The sequence below is a fragment of the Glutamicibacter arilaitensis Re117 genome, from assembly GCF_000197735.1.
In the GTDB taxonomy this organism is placed as follows: Bacteria; Actinomycetota; Actinomycetes; order Actinomycetales; family Micrococcaceae; genus Glutamicibacter; species Glutamicibacter arilaitensis.
This window is the reverse complement of the sequence record NC_014550.1, coordinates 3,115,158-3,129,448: the sequence shown is the minus strand read 5'-3', so window position 1 is coordinate 3,129,448 and position 14,291 is coordinate 3,115,158. Positions and strand designations below refer to the sequence as shown.

The window sequence follows — 14,291 nt, the reverse complement described above, 5'->3', positions numbered from 1 at the left end:
AAAATGGCAATCCACTGTGGAGTCGATTCGAGAAACACAGAGTCAGTCCAAATCTACGGGTAGATAAATAGCCTGTGAATATGATTTACGTCACCTAAATCCCGTGAGTGCGCTCACTAAGTGACGCGCTTCACTGTATGCTCTTATGGTCAGACCATAGTGGTCTGACCATAAGAGGTCATCTTGTTGCAATGATCGAATCCGCGTGTGGGCGGATTCCCTGCGCGAGTATGGCAGAAAGGACCATGGATATGGACAACCTAGGTGTGCTCGCACTGTTGGCGCTGGCACCAATTCTCGTGGTGGGCATTCTTCTTGCCGGCCTCCGTTGGCCCGCTAAATACGCCATGCCCGTTGGATACGTCGTTGCAGTAATCGTGGCGCTATGGGTTTGGAAAATGGACTTCAATGGCGTGCTCGCAGCATCCATCGAAGGCCTGGTAATTGCCTCAACGATGCTTTATATCGTCTTCGGCGCATTGCTCTTGCTCGCGACCCTCACGGTGGGTGGTGCCATGAACACCATCCGAGCAGGCTTCAACAACATTTCCGCCGACCGGCGAGTTCAGGCCATCATCATTGGCTGGCTTTTCGGCAGCTTCATCGAAGGCGCTTCCGGCTTTGGTACTCCTGCAGCGGTGATTGCACCACTGCTTCTGGCCCTGGGCTTCCCGGCAATGGCAGCGGTCATGGTTGGCCTGATCATCCAGAGCACTCCGGTTAGCTTCGGTGCCGTGGGCACCCCAATTCTGATTGGTGTGAATCAGGGTCTTGGGGGCGATCCAGCCGTGGCCGAACGTATCAATGTGCTCGGTTTGACCATGCCTGAATTCGTCAGCAGCATCGGCTTCCAAGTAGCACTTATGCACGGCATTATCGGTCTGCTGATCCCGCTGATCATGGTCTGCATGCTCACTGGCTTCTTCGGCCCGGAACGCCGTTTCAGCGATGGCCTGAAAATCTGGCCATTTGCCATCTATGCATCGCTGGCCTTCACCGTGCCTTCGGTGCTGACCGCTCGTTTCCTCGGCCCAGAGTTCCCATCGCTATTTGGTGGATTGGTCGGCCTGGCGTTGGTAATGTTCACCTCCAGCCGTGGCTTCCTGATGCCAAAGGATGTCTTTGACTTCGGTCCTCGTCCGAGTTGGAACGAGCGATGGAGCGGCAAGCTGGATCCGGAAAACGCTGTTGACAGCACCATTACCGTTGGCAAGCTCAGCGCTTGGTCGCCGTACCTGTTGATGGGTGTGCTGTTGGTTCTGACCCGCGTAATTCCGGAAGTGAAAACCTTCCTGACCGGTCTGCAGATTCCAGTGGCCGATATTCTCGGTACCGGAATCACCACTTCCATTCAGCCGTTCTACCTGCCTGGCTTCATGATGATCTTGGCTTCCTGCCTCGCCTTCGTGTTGCACAAGATGAGCGGAGCGCAGATTGCCCGAGCCTTCAAGGTTTCGGCAGCCCAGTTGTGGGGTACTGCGGTAGCCCTGCTCTTCGCGGTACCGCTAGTACGCATCTTGATCCAGTCCGGACCTGAGCTGAATGACTCGGGTCTGGCAAGTATCCCGGTGACGCTGGCCGAGGGTGCAGCGGCGATTTCTGGCGGTGTGTGGCCGTTGATCGCGCCGTGGATCGGTGCTTTGGGTGCGTTCGTTGCGGGCTCCAACACCATCTCCAACCTGACCTTCTCGCAGTTCCAGTTCTCCACCGGTGCGCAAATCGGTGTCGATCCGGAAGCGATTGTGGCAGCCCAGGCTGTCGGCGGTGCCGGTGGCAATCCAATCTCGATCCACAACATCGTGGCTGCTTCGGCAACCGTGGGCTTGCTGGGTCGCGAGGGTGACTTGTTGCGCAAGACGATTCTGGTTACCAGCTACTACTGCCTGGCTGGTGGCGTCATCGCGTACCTGTTCGTGTACGGTATTGGCTTGAACCCGGGGACCATCATGTTGGTTCTGCTCCTGCTGGCGTTGATCGCCATCGGAGCATGGATGATCAAGCGTGACAATGCGGCGAAGCAGGCCGCAGTCCGCTAGGCATCGCAAGAAGGCGGAAATAGGCACAAAGGAGCGGGGCATCGGATGAGAATCCGATGCCCCGCTCCTGTCATGCAAGAATCAAATTGAGCTTGGTGCTAGTTGGCGGTTACCGATGCATCGTCAATGCGGAACAAGGTAGCCTGCGAGCTGTCTTCGACGCCCTTGAAGCGCAGGGTTACGGTCTTGCCGCGGAAGTTGTCCAGATCGACAGTCTGCAACTGATACGAGGAGCTGGCATCCAAGTTAGACCAGGTGCCCATGTTGTAAGTTCCATAGCCGTCCAGTACCTGTACGGTCAGCTTGTCGTACTGGCTGTAGGAAGTACCTTCATTGGTCAGCACGCGTAGGTAGAACTTCAGCTGTGCATTGCTGGCATCTGCTGGGATGGTGACCTTCTGATCCAAGGTGTAGGTGTTGGAATTGCCCCAGCCATTCAGGCCAGCCAGTCCGTTGCCGGAACGGGCGGCCGTACCCGACTCGAAGGTGTCAGCGCGGTTAGCAGTCCAGTGGTCAGATCCGCTTTCAAAACCTGGGTTCAGCAGCAGGTTGCCGCTTGGCTCTGGATCTGGGTTTGGAGTTGGCTCGGTGCCATCCGACGCATTCATGATCTTGGTGGCATCCACCAGGCCTGCACCGCAACCGATACTGCAACCACCTGGCATGGAGCGGGTGCCCTGCTTCAATGCAGTTTCAACAGCGGCAGGGGACATTGCAGGATCCACCGACTTCATCAAGGCGACCATGCCCGCTACGTGCGGGGTAGCCATGGAGGTGCCCTGGTAGAAAGCGTAGCCCTGGCTTGATGGGGTGGTGGAACCGGTGTTGATGGTGGAAAGTACGCCCTGGCCGGAGTAGCGGGTGTCGCCGCCTGGTGCAGTCACGTCAATGGCTGAACCGTAGTTCGTGTAGTACGACGGTGCGCCCGATGGGTTGCTGGCCGCTACGGTGATGACGTTATCGCAGTTGGCTGGACGAGAGTTTGAAGCATTCTGGCTTTCGTTGCCTGCGGCCACGACTACCGACGTGCCGCGCGAAACCGCAGCGTTGATTGCTGACTGATAGGTGGTGCCGCATGCGCCGCCACCGCCTAGGGACATATTGATGGTGTCTGCCGGGGTTGGATTATTGGGAACACCGGACACTGAACCGCCCGAAGCCCAAATGATTGCATCAGCGATGTCAGAGAGGCTGCCGCCGCACTTAGCCAGAACACGCACTGGCTGGATCTTGGCGTTCGGGGCAACGCCAGCGACACCGCTGGAGTTGTTGGTGACAGCCGCGACAGTACCCGCCACGTGGGTGCCGTGCCAGGAGGAGCTGCCCGCGTAGCTACCGCCGCATTCACCGGCGGCGTACCAGTCGCCTTCATCCTGAGGATTGGAGTCGCGGCCGTTGCCATCACGTGCCGAAGAAGAACTGGACACGAAGTCGTAGCCGGAGATGACATTTGCATTTAGATCCGAGTGCGAGGTGATGCCGGTGTCCAAGACAGCGACGATGCTGCCCTGGCCCGTGGCGATGTCCCAAGCTGAAGGCAGGCGCATTCCGTTGGTGCCGCTGTAGTGCCACTGCTCGTCGTACCGGGTGTCGTTTGGCGTCATGGAAATCTTCATGATGGCATCGGGTTCCACCGACTCCACAAGACCAGATTTTGCGATATCGGCCATGAACTCCTTGGCGCCATTGCCTTTGAGCTTTTCGTCGGCCTTCACTACGAAACCACCGGTGGCCATGGCGCGCATTTCCTTGACGGAAACGCCAGCTGCCTTGGCGGCTTTGCCCCAGGCCTTAGCGCGGGATGACTTGCCAGCGGTGTTGGCTGAAGCCTTGTAGGTGACGATGAACTGGTCGTAGGACTCAGCTGATTCGACCGAGCCAATCTTGACCTTTGCTTCTCCCTGAGCCTTGGGGAGGGACTTTTCCGCCGGAGCGGTTACTGGGGCGGCGTTGGCTGGCAATGCGCCGGCGCCGAAGCCGCTCATTCCGATCACGACGGCCGCAGAGACGGCCAGGGTTCTCCGAAGAGGGGTAGAAAAACGTGCCATTGATGTTCTCCTTGTTGGGTTTTTGGGCGCACAAGGTTCGGTGATCAATCGACCAGGTGTGTGCCGGTAGGAGCGTAACTGGTCGGTAACACCTAATGGAAGTATTTCTCAAATAAATCTTTTATATTCACACATGTACTAAAAAGGTGTTTCACATATTTACGTGCGTGTACCCCGGCGGAATCACGGATTAGCGAAATGAATGATAGTTATTTGTCGAAGAATTTGGATGAAAATTTTCAGATTTGATCTGACTACAGCAAACGTGTCAAGTAATATCCGACGCAGGCGAAGTTATCCAAAGATGAGGGGGAGTTTACTGGATGCATCTTGGCCGGTAAATCTGGCCGGATAGATGCGATTGCAGAGGCTCAGTTGGATATCTAATTCATTGAGAAACCGAATTCTTGGGAATGCGCAAGATCGAAAGGGGTTGTTCTCCGCCGAACCTGATCAGTGAGGTGGGTGGCTGGGATGGTCAAGCCAACTTCGAAGAGGCCGCATTTATTGCAAGAATCGAATCGCGCAGCAGTAAGGCGCAATAGTGCCGAGCCCGATGAGCCCCGAAGGCGTAGGCTGAAGCTGGTCAAAGAAGGGAATAGGTAAATGGTATCTGGGCTTTTGTCAGTAGACGGCGGGCAGACCGGCATTAAAATGCGTTTCGAGCACGGTGATGAGACGCAAGAACTTCGCTTTCCCGGCGTACAAACCCAAGAACCAGTACTTCCTCAACTTGCCCGTGCGATCAATCAAGCAATTGCGGAGCACAACGCGCCTTCCGCAGTAATCAGCGTAGGCACCACCGGACTGGTGAAAGCTGAACACGATGCCCGCCAGCTCTTTGAACTCATCGATTCCCCAGCTACTGGCCAAATCGCATTGGCTCACGACTCGGTGACCAGCTATCTAGGTGCGTTAGGTGACCATCACGGGGTTGTTGTTGCAGCAGGGACCGGAGTAGTCACCCTGGCAGTGGGCCACGACGCCGTGGCACGAATCGACGGGTGGGGCCACATCATGGGCGATATCGGCAGTGGCTACTGGATCGGCCAGCAAGCCATGGACGCTGCGATGCGTGGTTTTGACGGCCGGGGGCCTGCCACGGCGCTGACCGATCAGCTGGCCGCGCGCTGGCCAGACCTGACCGAAGCCTATATTGAACTGCAAGCTATGCCGGAACGGGTAGCAACGGTTGCCTCCTTTGCTCAGGTTGCCGCAGACCTGGCCGCCACCGATGCGATTGCCGCCCAGATCTGCGCGCGTGCAGGAAGTGAACTGGCCAATTCAGCAGCAACCGCATTGCGCCGAGTAGCTTTGGCCCAGGGGGCCGGGCCGGTATTGGTCGCGGGCATCGGGGGAGTGCTTGCCGGTGAATACGTCAAGAACAGCTTTGCCCAAGAACTAGAGCGGCTAATCCCAGCCGCACAGCTTCAAGACAGTTCCGGAAATGGGCTGGACGGTGCACAAAGGCTGTCGCGGCTACCTGAGGATCATGCTTTGCAAGAGCTGGTATCACGCTTCGGAACGCAGCGGTAAATCGCTGACAGCGGGGCCGCGCATCATCAAGTAGGCGCTGTTGCGCAATAGGTGACAAGATTAGTGGTAAACGTCGTGATTATTAAGGAGTCATCGTGAGTTTCCGAGTCGGACCCGTAGATCTTATCCCAGAAGGCGAATCGCTGCTGGTTGAAGCCAAAGACAGCGGCGCGAGCGAAGACATCGCGATCTTCCACGCCGAAGACGGCAACTTCTATGCCCTGCAGGATGAATGCACGCACGAAGTCGCGTCGCTCTCCGATGGCTGGATCGAAGACTGCACCGTGGAATGCCCGTTGCACTCATCGAGCTTCGACTTGAAGACCGGCAAGGTGCTGTGCATGCCAGCTACCGTGGATGCCCGGACCTACAAGGTAAACGTCGTGGACGGCTTCTTGGAGCTTGAAGTCTAGATGCTTTCAGTGCACATTATCGGAGGCGGGGTCGCCGGGTACACCCTGGCCCGGCATCTGGTGCAGCAGAACTACCCCGGATCCATCAAGATCAGCGATGCCCAAGGTCTGCCCTATGACCGCCCTCCGCTGAGCAAATCCCTGCAGGTTGAACCGTTTGCACCGCTGTCCTGGTACCAGCAGAACAACGTCGGTCTAATCCAGGAAGAAGTGGAAAACCTGCAGCTGCCGCAGTCGGCTGAAGACTGGCTAGTGCTGGCTACCGGCACCACGCCCAAGGCATTGGATGTCTCCGGCGGACACCTTGCACGCAGTTTGCACAGTGCCGCTGACGCAGCCTTTATTTCAGACGTCTTGGAATCGGGAATGTTCGGCCAACGCGTGCTTGTCATCGGAGCGGGACTGGTAGGCGCCGAATTCGCTTCTACTGCCAAGATGTCCGGCGCGCAGGTCACCCTGATTTCCAGCTCTGCCGCTCCTCTGGCCCATGTGCTGGGCCAGGAGCTTGCCGAACAGCTGCACGCAGATCATGCCAACCACGGCATAGCCACCCTCAGCGGAGCGGTCACTGAAGTGGGTCCAAACCACGTCGTGGTCGATGGCCAGCGCCACGAAGCAGAACTGATCGTGGCGGCTATCGGCGTCGAACCGGAAACTGCGCTCGCCGAACAGCTGGGCTTGAGCGTAGCTGACGGAATTCTGGTGGACGCGCAACAGCGTTCGCCGAGCAACTCGCAGGTGCTGGCGATCGGTGATGCCGCGCGGCAGGAAAACCAGCCGCGCGCGGTGCATTGGGAATCGGCCATGGAAGATGCCGCCCAAGCAGCGGCCACCATCATGGGCACTGCCGCACCCAAACGCTCGGTCCCTTGGTTCTGGAGCGACCGCCACGAAATGCATGTGGAAACCGTTGGGGACTTCAGCAAAGCCACCCGCACCGTGACCCGGATGAACCGCCGGGGCAGGATCCAGACGGTCTTCGGGCTGGATGCCGACGGCTCACTGGTTTCCGCTTCCATGATTGATGGTGGCTTGATGGCTAAGGCCGTCAGACGGCTAATCGAAAAATCGCTGACCCCAAGCGTTGAACAGTTGAAGGACCCAACGGTGGGTCCTCGCGAGTTAGGCCGGTAAGAATTCTATGAGTGCAGCAGAACCCTTCAAGGTTCCACTTGCCTTGCAAGCGCCTAGCGAACGCGTTGGCCCAGGTTGGATCGCCGCGGTTGTCATAGTCCATATAGGCATCAATGTGGGCTTTTTCGCTCCCATCCAGGTCTTGCTGGGCTTGCATGCAGAACAGCTGGATGCCAGCCAGAAGAACGCGATCCTCTCCCTAGTCACCGGTGTGGGTGCAGCCGTCTCGTTGGTTGCCAATCCGCTCTTCGGTGCACTGAGTGACCGAAGCACTTCGAAATTCGGGCGCCGCATACCATGGGTCTTCTTCGGCACCATCTGCGGTGCGCTGGCCTTGCTACTGATGTCCACTGCGCAGACCGTGAGCATGCTGGTCATCGGCTGGGCGCTGATGCAAGCAGCCGGCAATGCCGCACTGGCTGCAATCTTCGCCGCGATCCCGGACAAGGTGCCGGTAGAGCAGCGCGGAATGGTTGGCGGGCTAGTTGCCCTGGGCCAGACCTGCGGTTCGCTGATTGGCGCGGTGATCGGCATGGTCGCTGCGAGCAATCTTGTTTTCGGCTACGCTATCGTGGCTACCGCCGTGGCGATCTGTTCCATTCCGTTCGTGCTGATGCGCCAGGACGTGGCGCTGCCCAAGGGAACGCTGGAGCCAATCAAGCCGCTGGAGTTCGCCAAGAGCTTCTGGATCAACCCGGTCAAGCACGCCGACTTCGGATGGGCATGGCTGACGCGCTTCTTGCTGTATCTGGGCTGCCAGCTATGCCTGGTCTACCTGCTGTTCTTCCTGCAAGACGAAATCGGCCACCCGGACCCGGCCCAAGGCGTGCTGGTGCTGACCGCGATCTACGCTTTCTGCGTGATCTTCTCCTCGGTCATCTCCGGCAAGCTTTCGGATAAGGATGGCAAGCGCAAGAAGTACGTGATCATCTCCTCGGTGATTGTCGCCGCCGCTGCAGGTGTCTTGGCAGTTTCTTCGACATTCACCTTCGCAGTGATCGCAGCAGTGCTGCTGGGTATTGGCTTTGGAGCCTACCTGGCCGTGGACTTTGCGCTGCTGACCCAGGTACTGCCCAACGCTGATTCGCGAGGCAAGGACTTGGGCATGATCAACATCGCCAACTCGCTGCCGCAGGTAGCTGCCCCGCTGATCGCATGGCTGGCAGTTACCTGGTTCGGTGGCTACTCAACACTGTTCCTATGCTCCGTGGTGGTCAGCCTCTTCGGTGCAGTTCTGGTTCGCCAGATTAAAAGCGTCCCCTGAGCATGCTCGAGACAATCTCATGGCTGGTCAATGACGCACCGTTCGCGTTGACGTTTGCGTTCTTTTTCTGCGGGGCTTTTGCCCGCGGAAACGCGACCTATTGGGTTGGTCGGGGGATAGCCAAGGGCATGGAGCGCACGCGTTTCGATAAGCATCTGCAAGGTCCGGGCTATCGGCGTGCCCAGCGATTCATCAGTCGCTGGGGCGTGCTGGCAGTTCCACTGAGTTTTCTGACCATCGGCATTCAAACGGCGGTGAATGCTTCGGCTGGTGCCAGCCGCATGCCGTTGCGGCGGTACTTGCCGGCGGTCATCATCGGATCCCTGCTCTGGGCGCTGATCTACACCACGGTTGGCATGGCGGTCATCTATGCCTGGATCGCCTTGGACTGGCCATGGCTGGTAGCAGGGACCGTGGTAATCGGCGTGGTGGTGTTCCTGATGTTGCGCTTGCGCCGCCGCAATCGGCAAGAAGATGATGCCCCTAGCCGCAGTACGGCGGAATCAACGATTGACCGGTCGTATGATGAATCAAGCGAACCGCGACAAATGGGAGCAGGTGCGGCTGAATGACGATGAGTGGATCCGGACGTGAGAGCCGAGCAGCGCAGCTGGATGACATTGATCGGAAGCTGCTGGCGCTGCTGACCAAGAACTCGCGGCGGACGAATAATTCCTTGGCTGAAGAGCTGGGGATAGCCCCGTCAACCTGCCTGGCACGGCTAAATGCCTTACGCGATTCCGGTGTGATCTCCCGTTTCACCATTGAGGTGGACCCACAGGTGCTGGGCCGGGAACTAGAAGCCTTGATCTTTGTGAAGATCCGCCCCGGCGCTCGCCATTTGATGTCCAACTTCGCCTCTGACATGCGCAGCAAGCCCGGTGTGCGACAGCTATTCTTCCTCGGCGGCGCAGATGACTTCGTACTGCACGTCGCGGTGCGCAACTCCTCGGATGTGCGGCAGTTCGTGCTCGACAACCTTTCTGCTAATCCTGCGGTCGCGACCACCCAGACATCCCTGGTATTCGAACATGGACACGGCAGCGGAGAGTTCTAGCCTTGACTCTTGGCGACTTTTTGCGTGAACCAGGTGTTCGCAGGAGTTACTCCCGACACTGCATTCTTCGAAGAAACATGCTAAACTTGTTGTTCTTCTCTTAGTACGCTGCGGCCCGTTGTCCGTTGGGAAAGATTGCCCAGCAAGGCGACGGCCCCACCGCAGCTACTACTGAAAGAATGGGGAGGTCGAGAAGACTATGAATTTTGATGCAGCTGTATTCACTGCACTGGTGATGCTGATTGTTTTATCAGTCTCAACCGCCGTGCTGGTTATGCGCTACAAGCGCACGCATAAGGCTGAGATTCGCCAAGTTTTGATAGCTAAGGCGCGCAAACGTGGTGTTGCTTCGCCAGAGGACCTGTCGAATCATGATTTGGCAATGCAGATTCGCGCAGCAAAGCGCCAGCGCAAACGCGATGGCCAGGATCTCAAAGCAGCTTAGGTTTGCTTTGATCTAAAGAGTCATTTGAGCCCCCGTCCATTTTGGACGGGGGCTCAAGTGCGTCTTGAAGAAAATGCGTGCTGGCCACCGCATTTATAGGCCGTGAACAATTCAGGATATATGATCGGGAAACTAGTCGGCGGCAGGAGAAATGACGCCAAATAATTAGTGAAGAACAATTCTCTAAAACTATGTCCCCGGTCACCAGAAAACACGATTTAGCCCCGAAAACATGCGGATTGCATCACAAGTGCATGTGGGCTTCTGAACAAAGCACTTCTCAATAGATAAATGGTCGGAAATGATGGATATGACTGGAAATGCGTCAATGAAAATTATTTAGGAGCAACAGCAATGGCTTCGATCCCCCTCGGCGAAGATATTCTTTTGGCGCGCCATGGTGCCAGCATCGTCAAGTTTCGCCAGGATCGTAAGAACCGCATGACTGTTGCATACCTGCGTGACGGAGCGATCGACAGCGCTTCGAACTTGATTGCCGCTCCCGTTCCAGCATTGACACCAGCAGCCAGCTTCAGCCAAGGCGCAGTTCGCTACCTGAATGATGAAGCAGAAGTCGGCCGAGGCGAAGTACGTTCCCTGGTCAAGATCTCCCTTGGATTCTCCGCCGTCATGGGCATTGTCTTCGGTGGCCTGGTGCTGGCGCTGTACAAGATCGGTGGCAATGAAGCTATCCAGTCGCTGACCTACATGGGCGCATCCCAGTAGCACTCCAAAGCATTTCTAGAAAACGGGATTCCGAAGGCACTTCGGGGTCCCGTTTTCGATTCTCCATACACAATGCATACTGCACCAAAGCGTTTGGGACAAGTCTCGTAATTCTTGGCTTGCGGGCATAGGATGGCGGCAACGAGAAGGATGGAGCAGCCATGCGTTTTGTTTTGGAAGTTAACTTCGATACCGAGAACATGCAGCTCAAGCCGTTGGAAGAGCTTCAGAAGATTCTGCGCGATTGGTCAACGAACGTCGCCATGTATCCGATCGTTGCCGGCGCTCAGGAGGATGTCTACGACTCCGATAATGAGCAAGTGGGGGAGTGGGCAATCCTCGAAGATTAGCCGCGTCTTCCGGAGAACCGCCCGATGGCATAGCCTACGGCCAAGGTGATGAGCAAGATAAGCCAGAGCGGAGCCGTGGAGTGGATCAGGAAGAATTCCACACGCACGAAGGTCAAGTTCTGCAAGATGAAGACCAGCGCGACGATTACTAGCGCAATCGCGGCCCATTGCTTGGGAGCGGGGCCTTTACGGGGCTTTCGTTGTTCAGGATGGTAGCTCAACATCAACTCCGAATCGCTAGTAGTCCGGTCACGAGAGCCGAAAGCCCGTGCTGGAATGAATCGTCGCTGGTATTTAGCTTCGATCGCCGTTGCGCTGCCACCGCCTGGGTGAAATGCGGGGTGAGGTCCTGATGGTTTCGGGTATCGAAAATGTCATGTGGAGCAGCCGTGTCCATAGCCGAACCAAAGATGAATGACTCCAGTGCGACAATTGTTGGAACAACTTCGCTCTCTGCCATGCCGTAATCGCTCAGCGCTTCAGCAACGCGCTCGTACATGCCCAAGGTGCGCGGTGAATCGGAAACGGGCAGTACCGCAATAACCGGAATCAAGGGAATATGCCGCGCGAAGACGTTGCGGTAGCTCGTGGCCCATTGGAGCAATGCTTCCTTGATATCTGCTTCGTCAAAAACTGACGTATCGATATCGGCCATGACCAGTTCCTGGATCCACTGCAAAAGGTCGTTTTTGGAATCGACATGGTTGTACAGGGCTGAGGGTGAGACACCTAAGGATTTAGCCAGTCGCTGCATGGTAAAAGACTCGTAGCCATCGTCGGAAACGAGTTCCAGCGCATGCTCGGTAATGCGTTCGCGGTTAAGCACTGCCTTGCGGGGACGGCCGGCTCGCCTCGCTTCCGTCTCGCTCATGCGTATCTCTTCCTGACGTGGGTTGCTTCACAACTGGATGTTCGTACTCTATGCTATATGACAGGTAAATGAATCGGATTCATTTTATTGTTCAAGGGAGTCGAACATGGAACATTTAGAACGCGACGTCGTCGTCATCGGAGCTGGGCCCTCCGGACTGAGTGCAGCTTATGAACTGAACAAGGCTGGCAAGTCCGTAGCAGTGCTCGAAGCCCGGGACCGCGTGGGCGGACGTACCTGGACTGATGTCATGGACGGTGCAACCATCGAAATCGGCGGCCAATGGATCAGTCCAGACCAGACCGGACTCTACTCGCTGATCAATGAACTGGGCATCGAAACCTTTGAACGCTATAAAGAAGGCAAGAGCGTGTACCTCACCGAGGAAGGCGAGGCGATCGCCTATGAAGGGGCGGACTTCCCCGTGGCCGAAAGTACCGTGGCCGAAATGGACAAGCTGGTAAAGCTCATGAATGAGCTGGCTGCTGACATGGATCCTGACAAGCCATGGGAACACCCGCAGGCAGAAGAACTGGATAAGATTTCCTTCCACCATTTCCTGCGGCAGCACTGCACCGATGAGCTGGCCTGCAACAACGTGGGACTGTTCATTGCCGGCGGCATGCTGACCAAGCCAGCTCATACCTTCTCTGCCCTGCAAGCTGTGCTCATGGCCTCCTCGGCCGGATCCTTCGACAACTTGGTGGATGAGGACTTCATCCTGGACCGGCGCATTGTGGGTTCCATGCAGGGCGTTTCCAAGGCCATGGCCGAAAGGCTGGGAGAAGATATTGTCTTCCTGAACAACCCTGTGCTGAAGCTCGAATGGTCTGAAGATGCAGTGGTTGCTCATGGCAGCAGCATCACGGTCTCGGCCAAGAAGGTTGTGCTGGCGGTGCCGCCAAACCTGTACTCGCGCATCTCCTATGTTCCGGCGCTGCCTCGCAAGCAGCAAATTACCCACCAGCACCAGTCGATGGGACTGGTGATCAAGGTCCATGCTGTCTACGAGACCCCGTTCTGGCGCAATGAAGGATTGTCAGGAACCTGTTTCGGACCCAACAGCTTGGTCCAGGAGCTCTACGACAACACCTACATTGGTGAAGAGACGGGCACCCTGGTTGGATTCATCTCGGATTTGAACGCCGATGCCATGTGGGAACTGGATGAGGAGCAGCGCCGCGCTGCGATCCTCAAGGCCATGGCCGCGTACCTGGGCGAGAAGGCCCTGGAACCGAAAGTCTTCTACCTCTCGGACTTCGCCGCCGAAGAGTGGACTCGCGGCGCCTATGCCACCAGCTATGACCTGGGCGGACTGCACCGCTTTGGCCCAGCGCAAAACGAGAATGTCGGTCCGATCTACTTCTCCTCCTCGGATCTGGCAGGCGAAGGCTTCCAGCACGTGGATGGAGCGGTTCGCATGGGTCGGCGCAGTGCCGCACGAATCATTGCAGCACTGGATGGAACCACCTATGACCAGAGCTATGACGGAGTGGCCACGCTGACCGCAGGCAAAGACAAGGTCAACGCCTAAACCATGAAATTACTCGTAGGATACACCGCGGATCAACGCGGTGCCGAAGCTATTGAACTGGCCAGCGCCCTGGTGGCCGGTACCCGCGACGCATCCTTGCGCATTGCCATCGTGCTGCCCGCGGCGACCCCGTTCAGCGCTGTCTACCCGGGTGGGGATCATGGATTTTCTTCCATCCTCTCAGCCCAAGTAGATCGTTGGGCCTCCGAAGCGCTGGCCATGGTTCCCGACTCAATCAGCACTTCGGTGGTAGCCCGCTCCGTGCCTTCTGTGGCCGAAGGGCTCATCGCATTGGGCGAAGAGTTCGGGGCCCACGGCATCGTGCTTGGCGGACGCAAGCGCCACCGGGCGGGGTTCTTCACACCAGGGGCCATCGCCAATGCCTTGTTGCACTCTTCACCGATGGCCGTGTTCATGTCATCGCCGGCTTCGCTGGCTACGCTGCGTGCGGCAGACGGGAAGATTACCCGGTTGACCGCCTTTGTCGGAGACCGACCAGGCGCTCGGGACGTCATCGACCTCTCAGCACGAATTGCTGCAGCCTGCTCGCTGCCGCTTCGTGTGGCCACTTTGGTGGCCCATGCGGAAATGGCTGACCCGGCTCAAGAACTGGATTCGCATCTTGCTGCTACCGAGAGTTATCTTCGCGAACTGACGCAATCACTGGGGTTGAACGCGGCCATCGAAGTGGTCTCTGGTACCGGCCTAGACGAAGCTACCGCCCAGCTATCTTGGCAGGACGGCGATCTGGCCCTGCTTGGTTCGGCCAGGCTGGCAACCCCGCGCCGTTTGTTCATCGGGGCCAAGGCCCAACGGATTCTCAGCCAGTTGAATGTCCCGATAGGCGTAATCCCAACACTTGATGCCAACGGCTGAC

At 57.3% G+C, this 14,291-nt stretch carries 15 protein-coding genes; 12 read left to right on the top strand and 3 right to left on the bottom strand.

Annotation, left to right across the window (positions count from 1 at the left end; genetic code table 11):
- Positions 1 to 251: 251 nt before the first annotated feature.
- Complete coding sequence (locus AARI_RS14950) at positions 252 to 2,036, top strand: L-lactate permease (protein WP_041650145.1); 1,785 nt, start codon at positions 252 to 254, stop codon at positions 2,034 to 2,036.
- A 98-nt stretch (positions 2,037 to 2,134) separates the two neighbouring features.
- On the opposite strand, the gene AARI_RS14945 is transcribed toward AARI_RS14950, so the two are convergent.
- A complete protein-coding gene (locus AARI_RS14945; RefSeq protein WP_013350112.1) occupies positions 2,135 to 4,084 on the bottom strand; it encodes a S8 family serine peptidase in 1,950 nt (649 codons plus the stop codon).
- A 606-nt stretch (positions 4,085 to 4,690) separates the two neighbouring features.
- Between AARI_RS14945 and AARI_RS14940 the strand changes: the two genes are divergently transcribed.
- The 9 genes from AARI_RS14940 (at position 4,691) to AARI_RS14900 (ending at position 11,009) form a co-directional block, all read left to right on the top strand.
- A complete protein-coding gene (locus AARI_RS14940) occupies positions 4,691 to 5,620 on the top strand; it encodes a BadF/BadG/BcrA/BcrD ATPase family protein (protein ID WP_013350111.1) in 930 nt (309 codons plus the stop codon).
- Between the two features lie 95 nt (positions 5,621 to 5,715).
- On the top strand, positions 5,716 to 6,033 hold the full coding sequence (locus AARI_RS14935; protein ID WP_013350110.1) for a bifunctional 3-phenylpropionate/cinnamic acid dioxygenase ferredoxin subunit: 318 nt from the start codon (positions 5,716 to 5,718) through the stop codon (positions 6,031 to 6,033).
- A 9-nt stretch (positions 6,034 to 6,042) separates the two neighbouring features.
- Entirely contained in the window at positions 6,043 to 7,167 is a 1,125-nt protein-coding gene (locus tag AARI_RS14930) for an NAD(P)/FAD-dependent oxidoreductase (protein ID WP_162094126.1), read from the top strand.
- A gap of 7 nt (positions 7,168 to 7,174) precedes the next feature.
- Complete coding sequence (locus AARI_RS14925) at positions 7,175 to 8,431, top strand: MFS transporter (RefSeq protein WP_013350108.1); 1,257 nt, start codon at positions 7,175 to 7,177, stop codon at positions 8,429 to 8,431.
- A gap of 2 nt (positions 8,432 to 8,433) precedes the next feature.
- The gene (locus AARI_RS14920) at positions 8,434 to 9,003 is read left to right on the top strand and encodes a DedA family protein (RefSeq protein WP_013350107.1); all 570 of its coding nucleotides are present in this window, start codon (positions 8,434 to 8,436) and stop codon (positions 9,001 to 9,003) included.
- Positions 9,000 to 9,488 (top strand): Lrp/AsnC family transcriptional regulator, encoded by a 489-nt coding sequence (locus AARI_RS14915; RefSeq protein WP_013350106.1) that lies wholly within the window; start codon positions 9,000 to 9,002, stop codon positions 9,486 to 9,488. The genes AARI_RS14920 and AARI_RS14915 overlap by 4 nt, the downstream gene beginning before the upstream one ends.
- Positions 9,489 to 9,687: 199 nt before the next feature.
- On the top strand, positions 9,688 to 9,933 hold the full coding sequence (locus AARI_RS14910; protein WP_013350105.1) for a hypothetical protein: 246 nt from the start codon (positions 9,688 to 9,690) through the stop codon (positions 9,931 to 9,933).
- Positions 9,934 to 10,287: 354 nt separating this feature from the next.
- Positions 10,288 to 10,659, top strand: coding sequence for a hypothetical protein (locus AARI_RS14905; protein ID WP_013350104.1), 372 nt, complete (start codon positions 10,288 to 10,290; stop codon positions 10,657 to 10,659).
- 161 nt (positions 10,660 to 10,820) lie between these two features.
- Positions 10,821 to 11,009, top strand: coding sequence for a hypothetical protein (locus tag AARI_RS14900; RefSeq protein ID WP_013350103.1), 189 nt, complete (start codon positions 10,821 to 10,823; stop codon positions 11,007 to 11,009).
- On the opposite strand, the gene AARI_RS14895 is transcribed toward AARI_RS14900, so the two are convergent.
- The gene (locus tag AARI_RS14895) at positions 11,006 to 11,233 is read right to left on the bottom strand and encodes a LapA family protein (RefSeq protein WP_041649027.1); all 228 of its coding nucleotides are present in this window, start codon (positions 11,231 to 11,233) and stop codon (positions 11,006 to 11,008) included. The two genes, AARI_RS14900 and AARI_RS14895, sit on opposite strands and share 4 nt — an antisense overlap.
- Complete coding sequence (locus tag AARI_RS14890) at positions 11,233 to 11,880, bottom strand: TetR/AcrR family transcriptional regulator (RefSeq protein ID WP_013350101.1); 648 nt, start codon at positions 11,878 to 11,880, stop codon at positions 11,233 to 11,235. The genes AARI_RS14895 and AARI_RS14890 overlap by 1 nt, the downstream gene beginning before the upstream one ends.
- 106 nt (positions 11,881 to 11,986) lie before the next feature.
- On the opposite strand from AARI_RS14890, the gene AARI_RS14885 reads away from it, so the two are divergent.
- Together AARI_RS14885 and AARI_RS14880 are read left to right on the top strand one after the other, a co-directional pair.
- Positions 11,987 to 13,414: a flavin monoamine oxidase family protein gene (locus AARI_RS14885; RefSeq protein WP_013350100.1), complete on the top strand. Its 1,428-nt coding sequence runs from the start codon at positions 11,987 to 11,989 to the stop codon at positions 13,412 to 13,414.
- 3 nt (positions 13,415 to 13,417) lie between these two features.
- Entirely contained in the window at positions 13,418 to 14,290 is an 873-nt protein-coding gene (locus tag AARI_RS14880; RefSeq protein WP_013350099.1) for a universal stress protein, read from the top strand.
- Position 14,291: the final 1 nt, after the last annotated feature.

What these genes read in the sequence shown, in the direction of transcription:
- AARI_RS14925 (WP_013350108.1), top strand. Translation starts at nt 7,175, where the DNA reads ATGAGTGCAGCAGAACCCTTCAAGGTTCCACTTGCCTTGCAAGCGCCT.
- AARI_RS14910 (WP_013350105.1), top strand. Translation starts at nt 9,688, where the DNA reads ATGAATTTTGATGCAGCTGTATTCACTGCACTGGTGATGCTGATTGTT.
- AARI_RS14950 (WP_041650145.1), top strand. Translation starts at nt 252, where the DNA reads ATGGACAACCTAGGTGTGCTCGCACTGTTGGCGCTGGCACCAATTCTC.
- AARI_RS14895 (WP_041649027.1), bottom strand. Translation starts at nt 11,233, where the DNA reads ATGTTGAGCTACCATCCTGAACAACGAAAGCCCCGTAAAGGCCCCGCT.
- AARI_RS14880 (WP_013350099.1), top strand. Translation starts at nt 13,418, where the DNA reads ATGAAATTACTCGTAGGATACACCGCGGATCAACGCGGTGCCGAAGCT.
- AARI_RS14885 (WP_013350100.1), top strand. Translation starts at nt 11,987, where the DNA reads ATGGAACATTTAGAACGCGACGTCGTCGTCATCGGAGCTGGGCCCTCC.
- AARI_RS14900 (WP_013350103.1), top strand. Translation starts at nt 10,821, where the DNA reads ATGCGTTTTGTTTTGGAAGTTAACTTCGATACCGAGAACATGCAGCTC.
- AARI_RS14920 (WP_013350107.1), top strand. Translation starts at nt 8,434, where the DNA reads ATGCTCGAGACAATCTCATGGCTGGTCAATGACGCACCGTTCGCGTTG.
- AARI_RS14905 (WP_013350104.1), top strand. Translation starts at nt 10,288, where the DNA reads ATGGCTTCGATCCCCCTCGGCGAAGATATTCTTTTGGCGCGCCATGGT.
- AARI_RS14915 (WP_013350106.1), top strand. Translation starts at nt 9,000, where the DNA reads ATGACGATGAGTGGATCCGGACGTGAGAGCCGAGCAGCGCAGCTGGAT.
- AARI_RS14945 (WP_013350112.1), bottom strand. Translation starts at nt 4,084, where the DNA reads ATGGCACGTTTTTCTACCCCTCTTCGGAGAACCCTGGCCGTCTCTGCG.
- AARI_RS14940 (WP_013350111.1), top strand. Translation starts at nt 4,691, where the DNA reads ATGGTATCTGGGCTTTTGTCAGTAGACGGCGGGCAGACCGGCATTAAA.
- AARI_RS14890 (WP_013350101.1), bottom strand. Translation starts at nt 11,880, where the DNA reads ATGAGCGAGACGGAAGCGAGGCGAGCCGGCCGTCCCCGCAAGGCAGTG.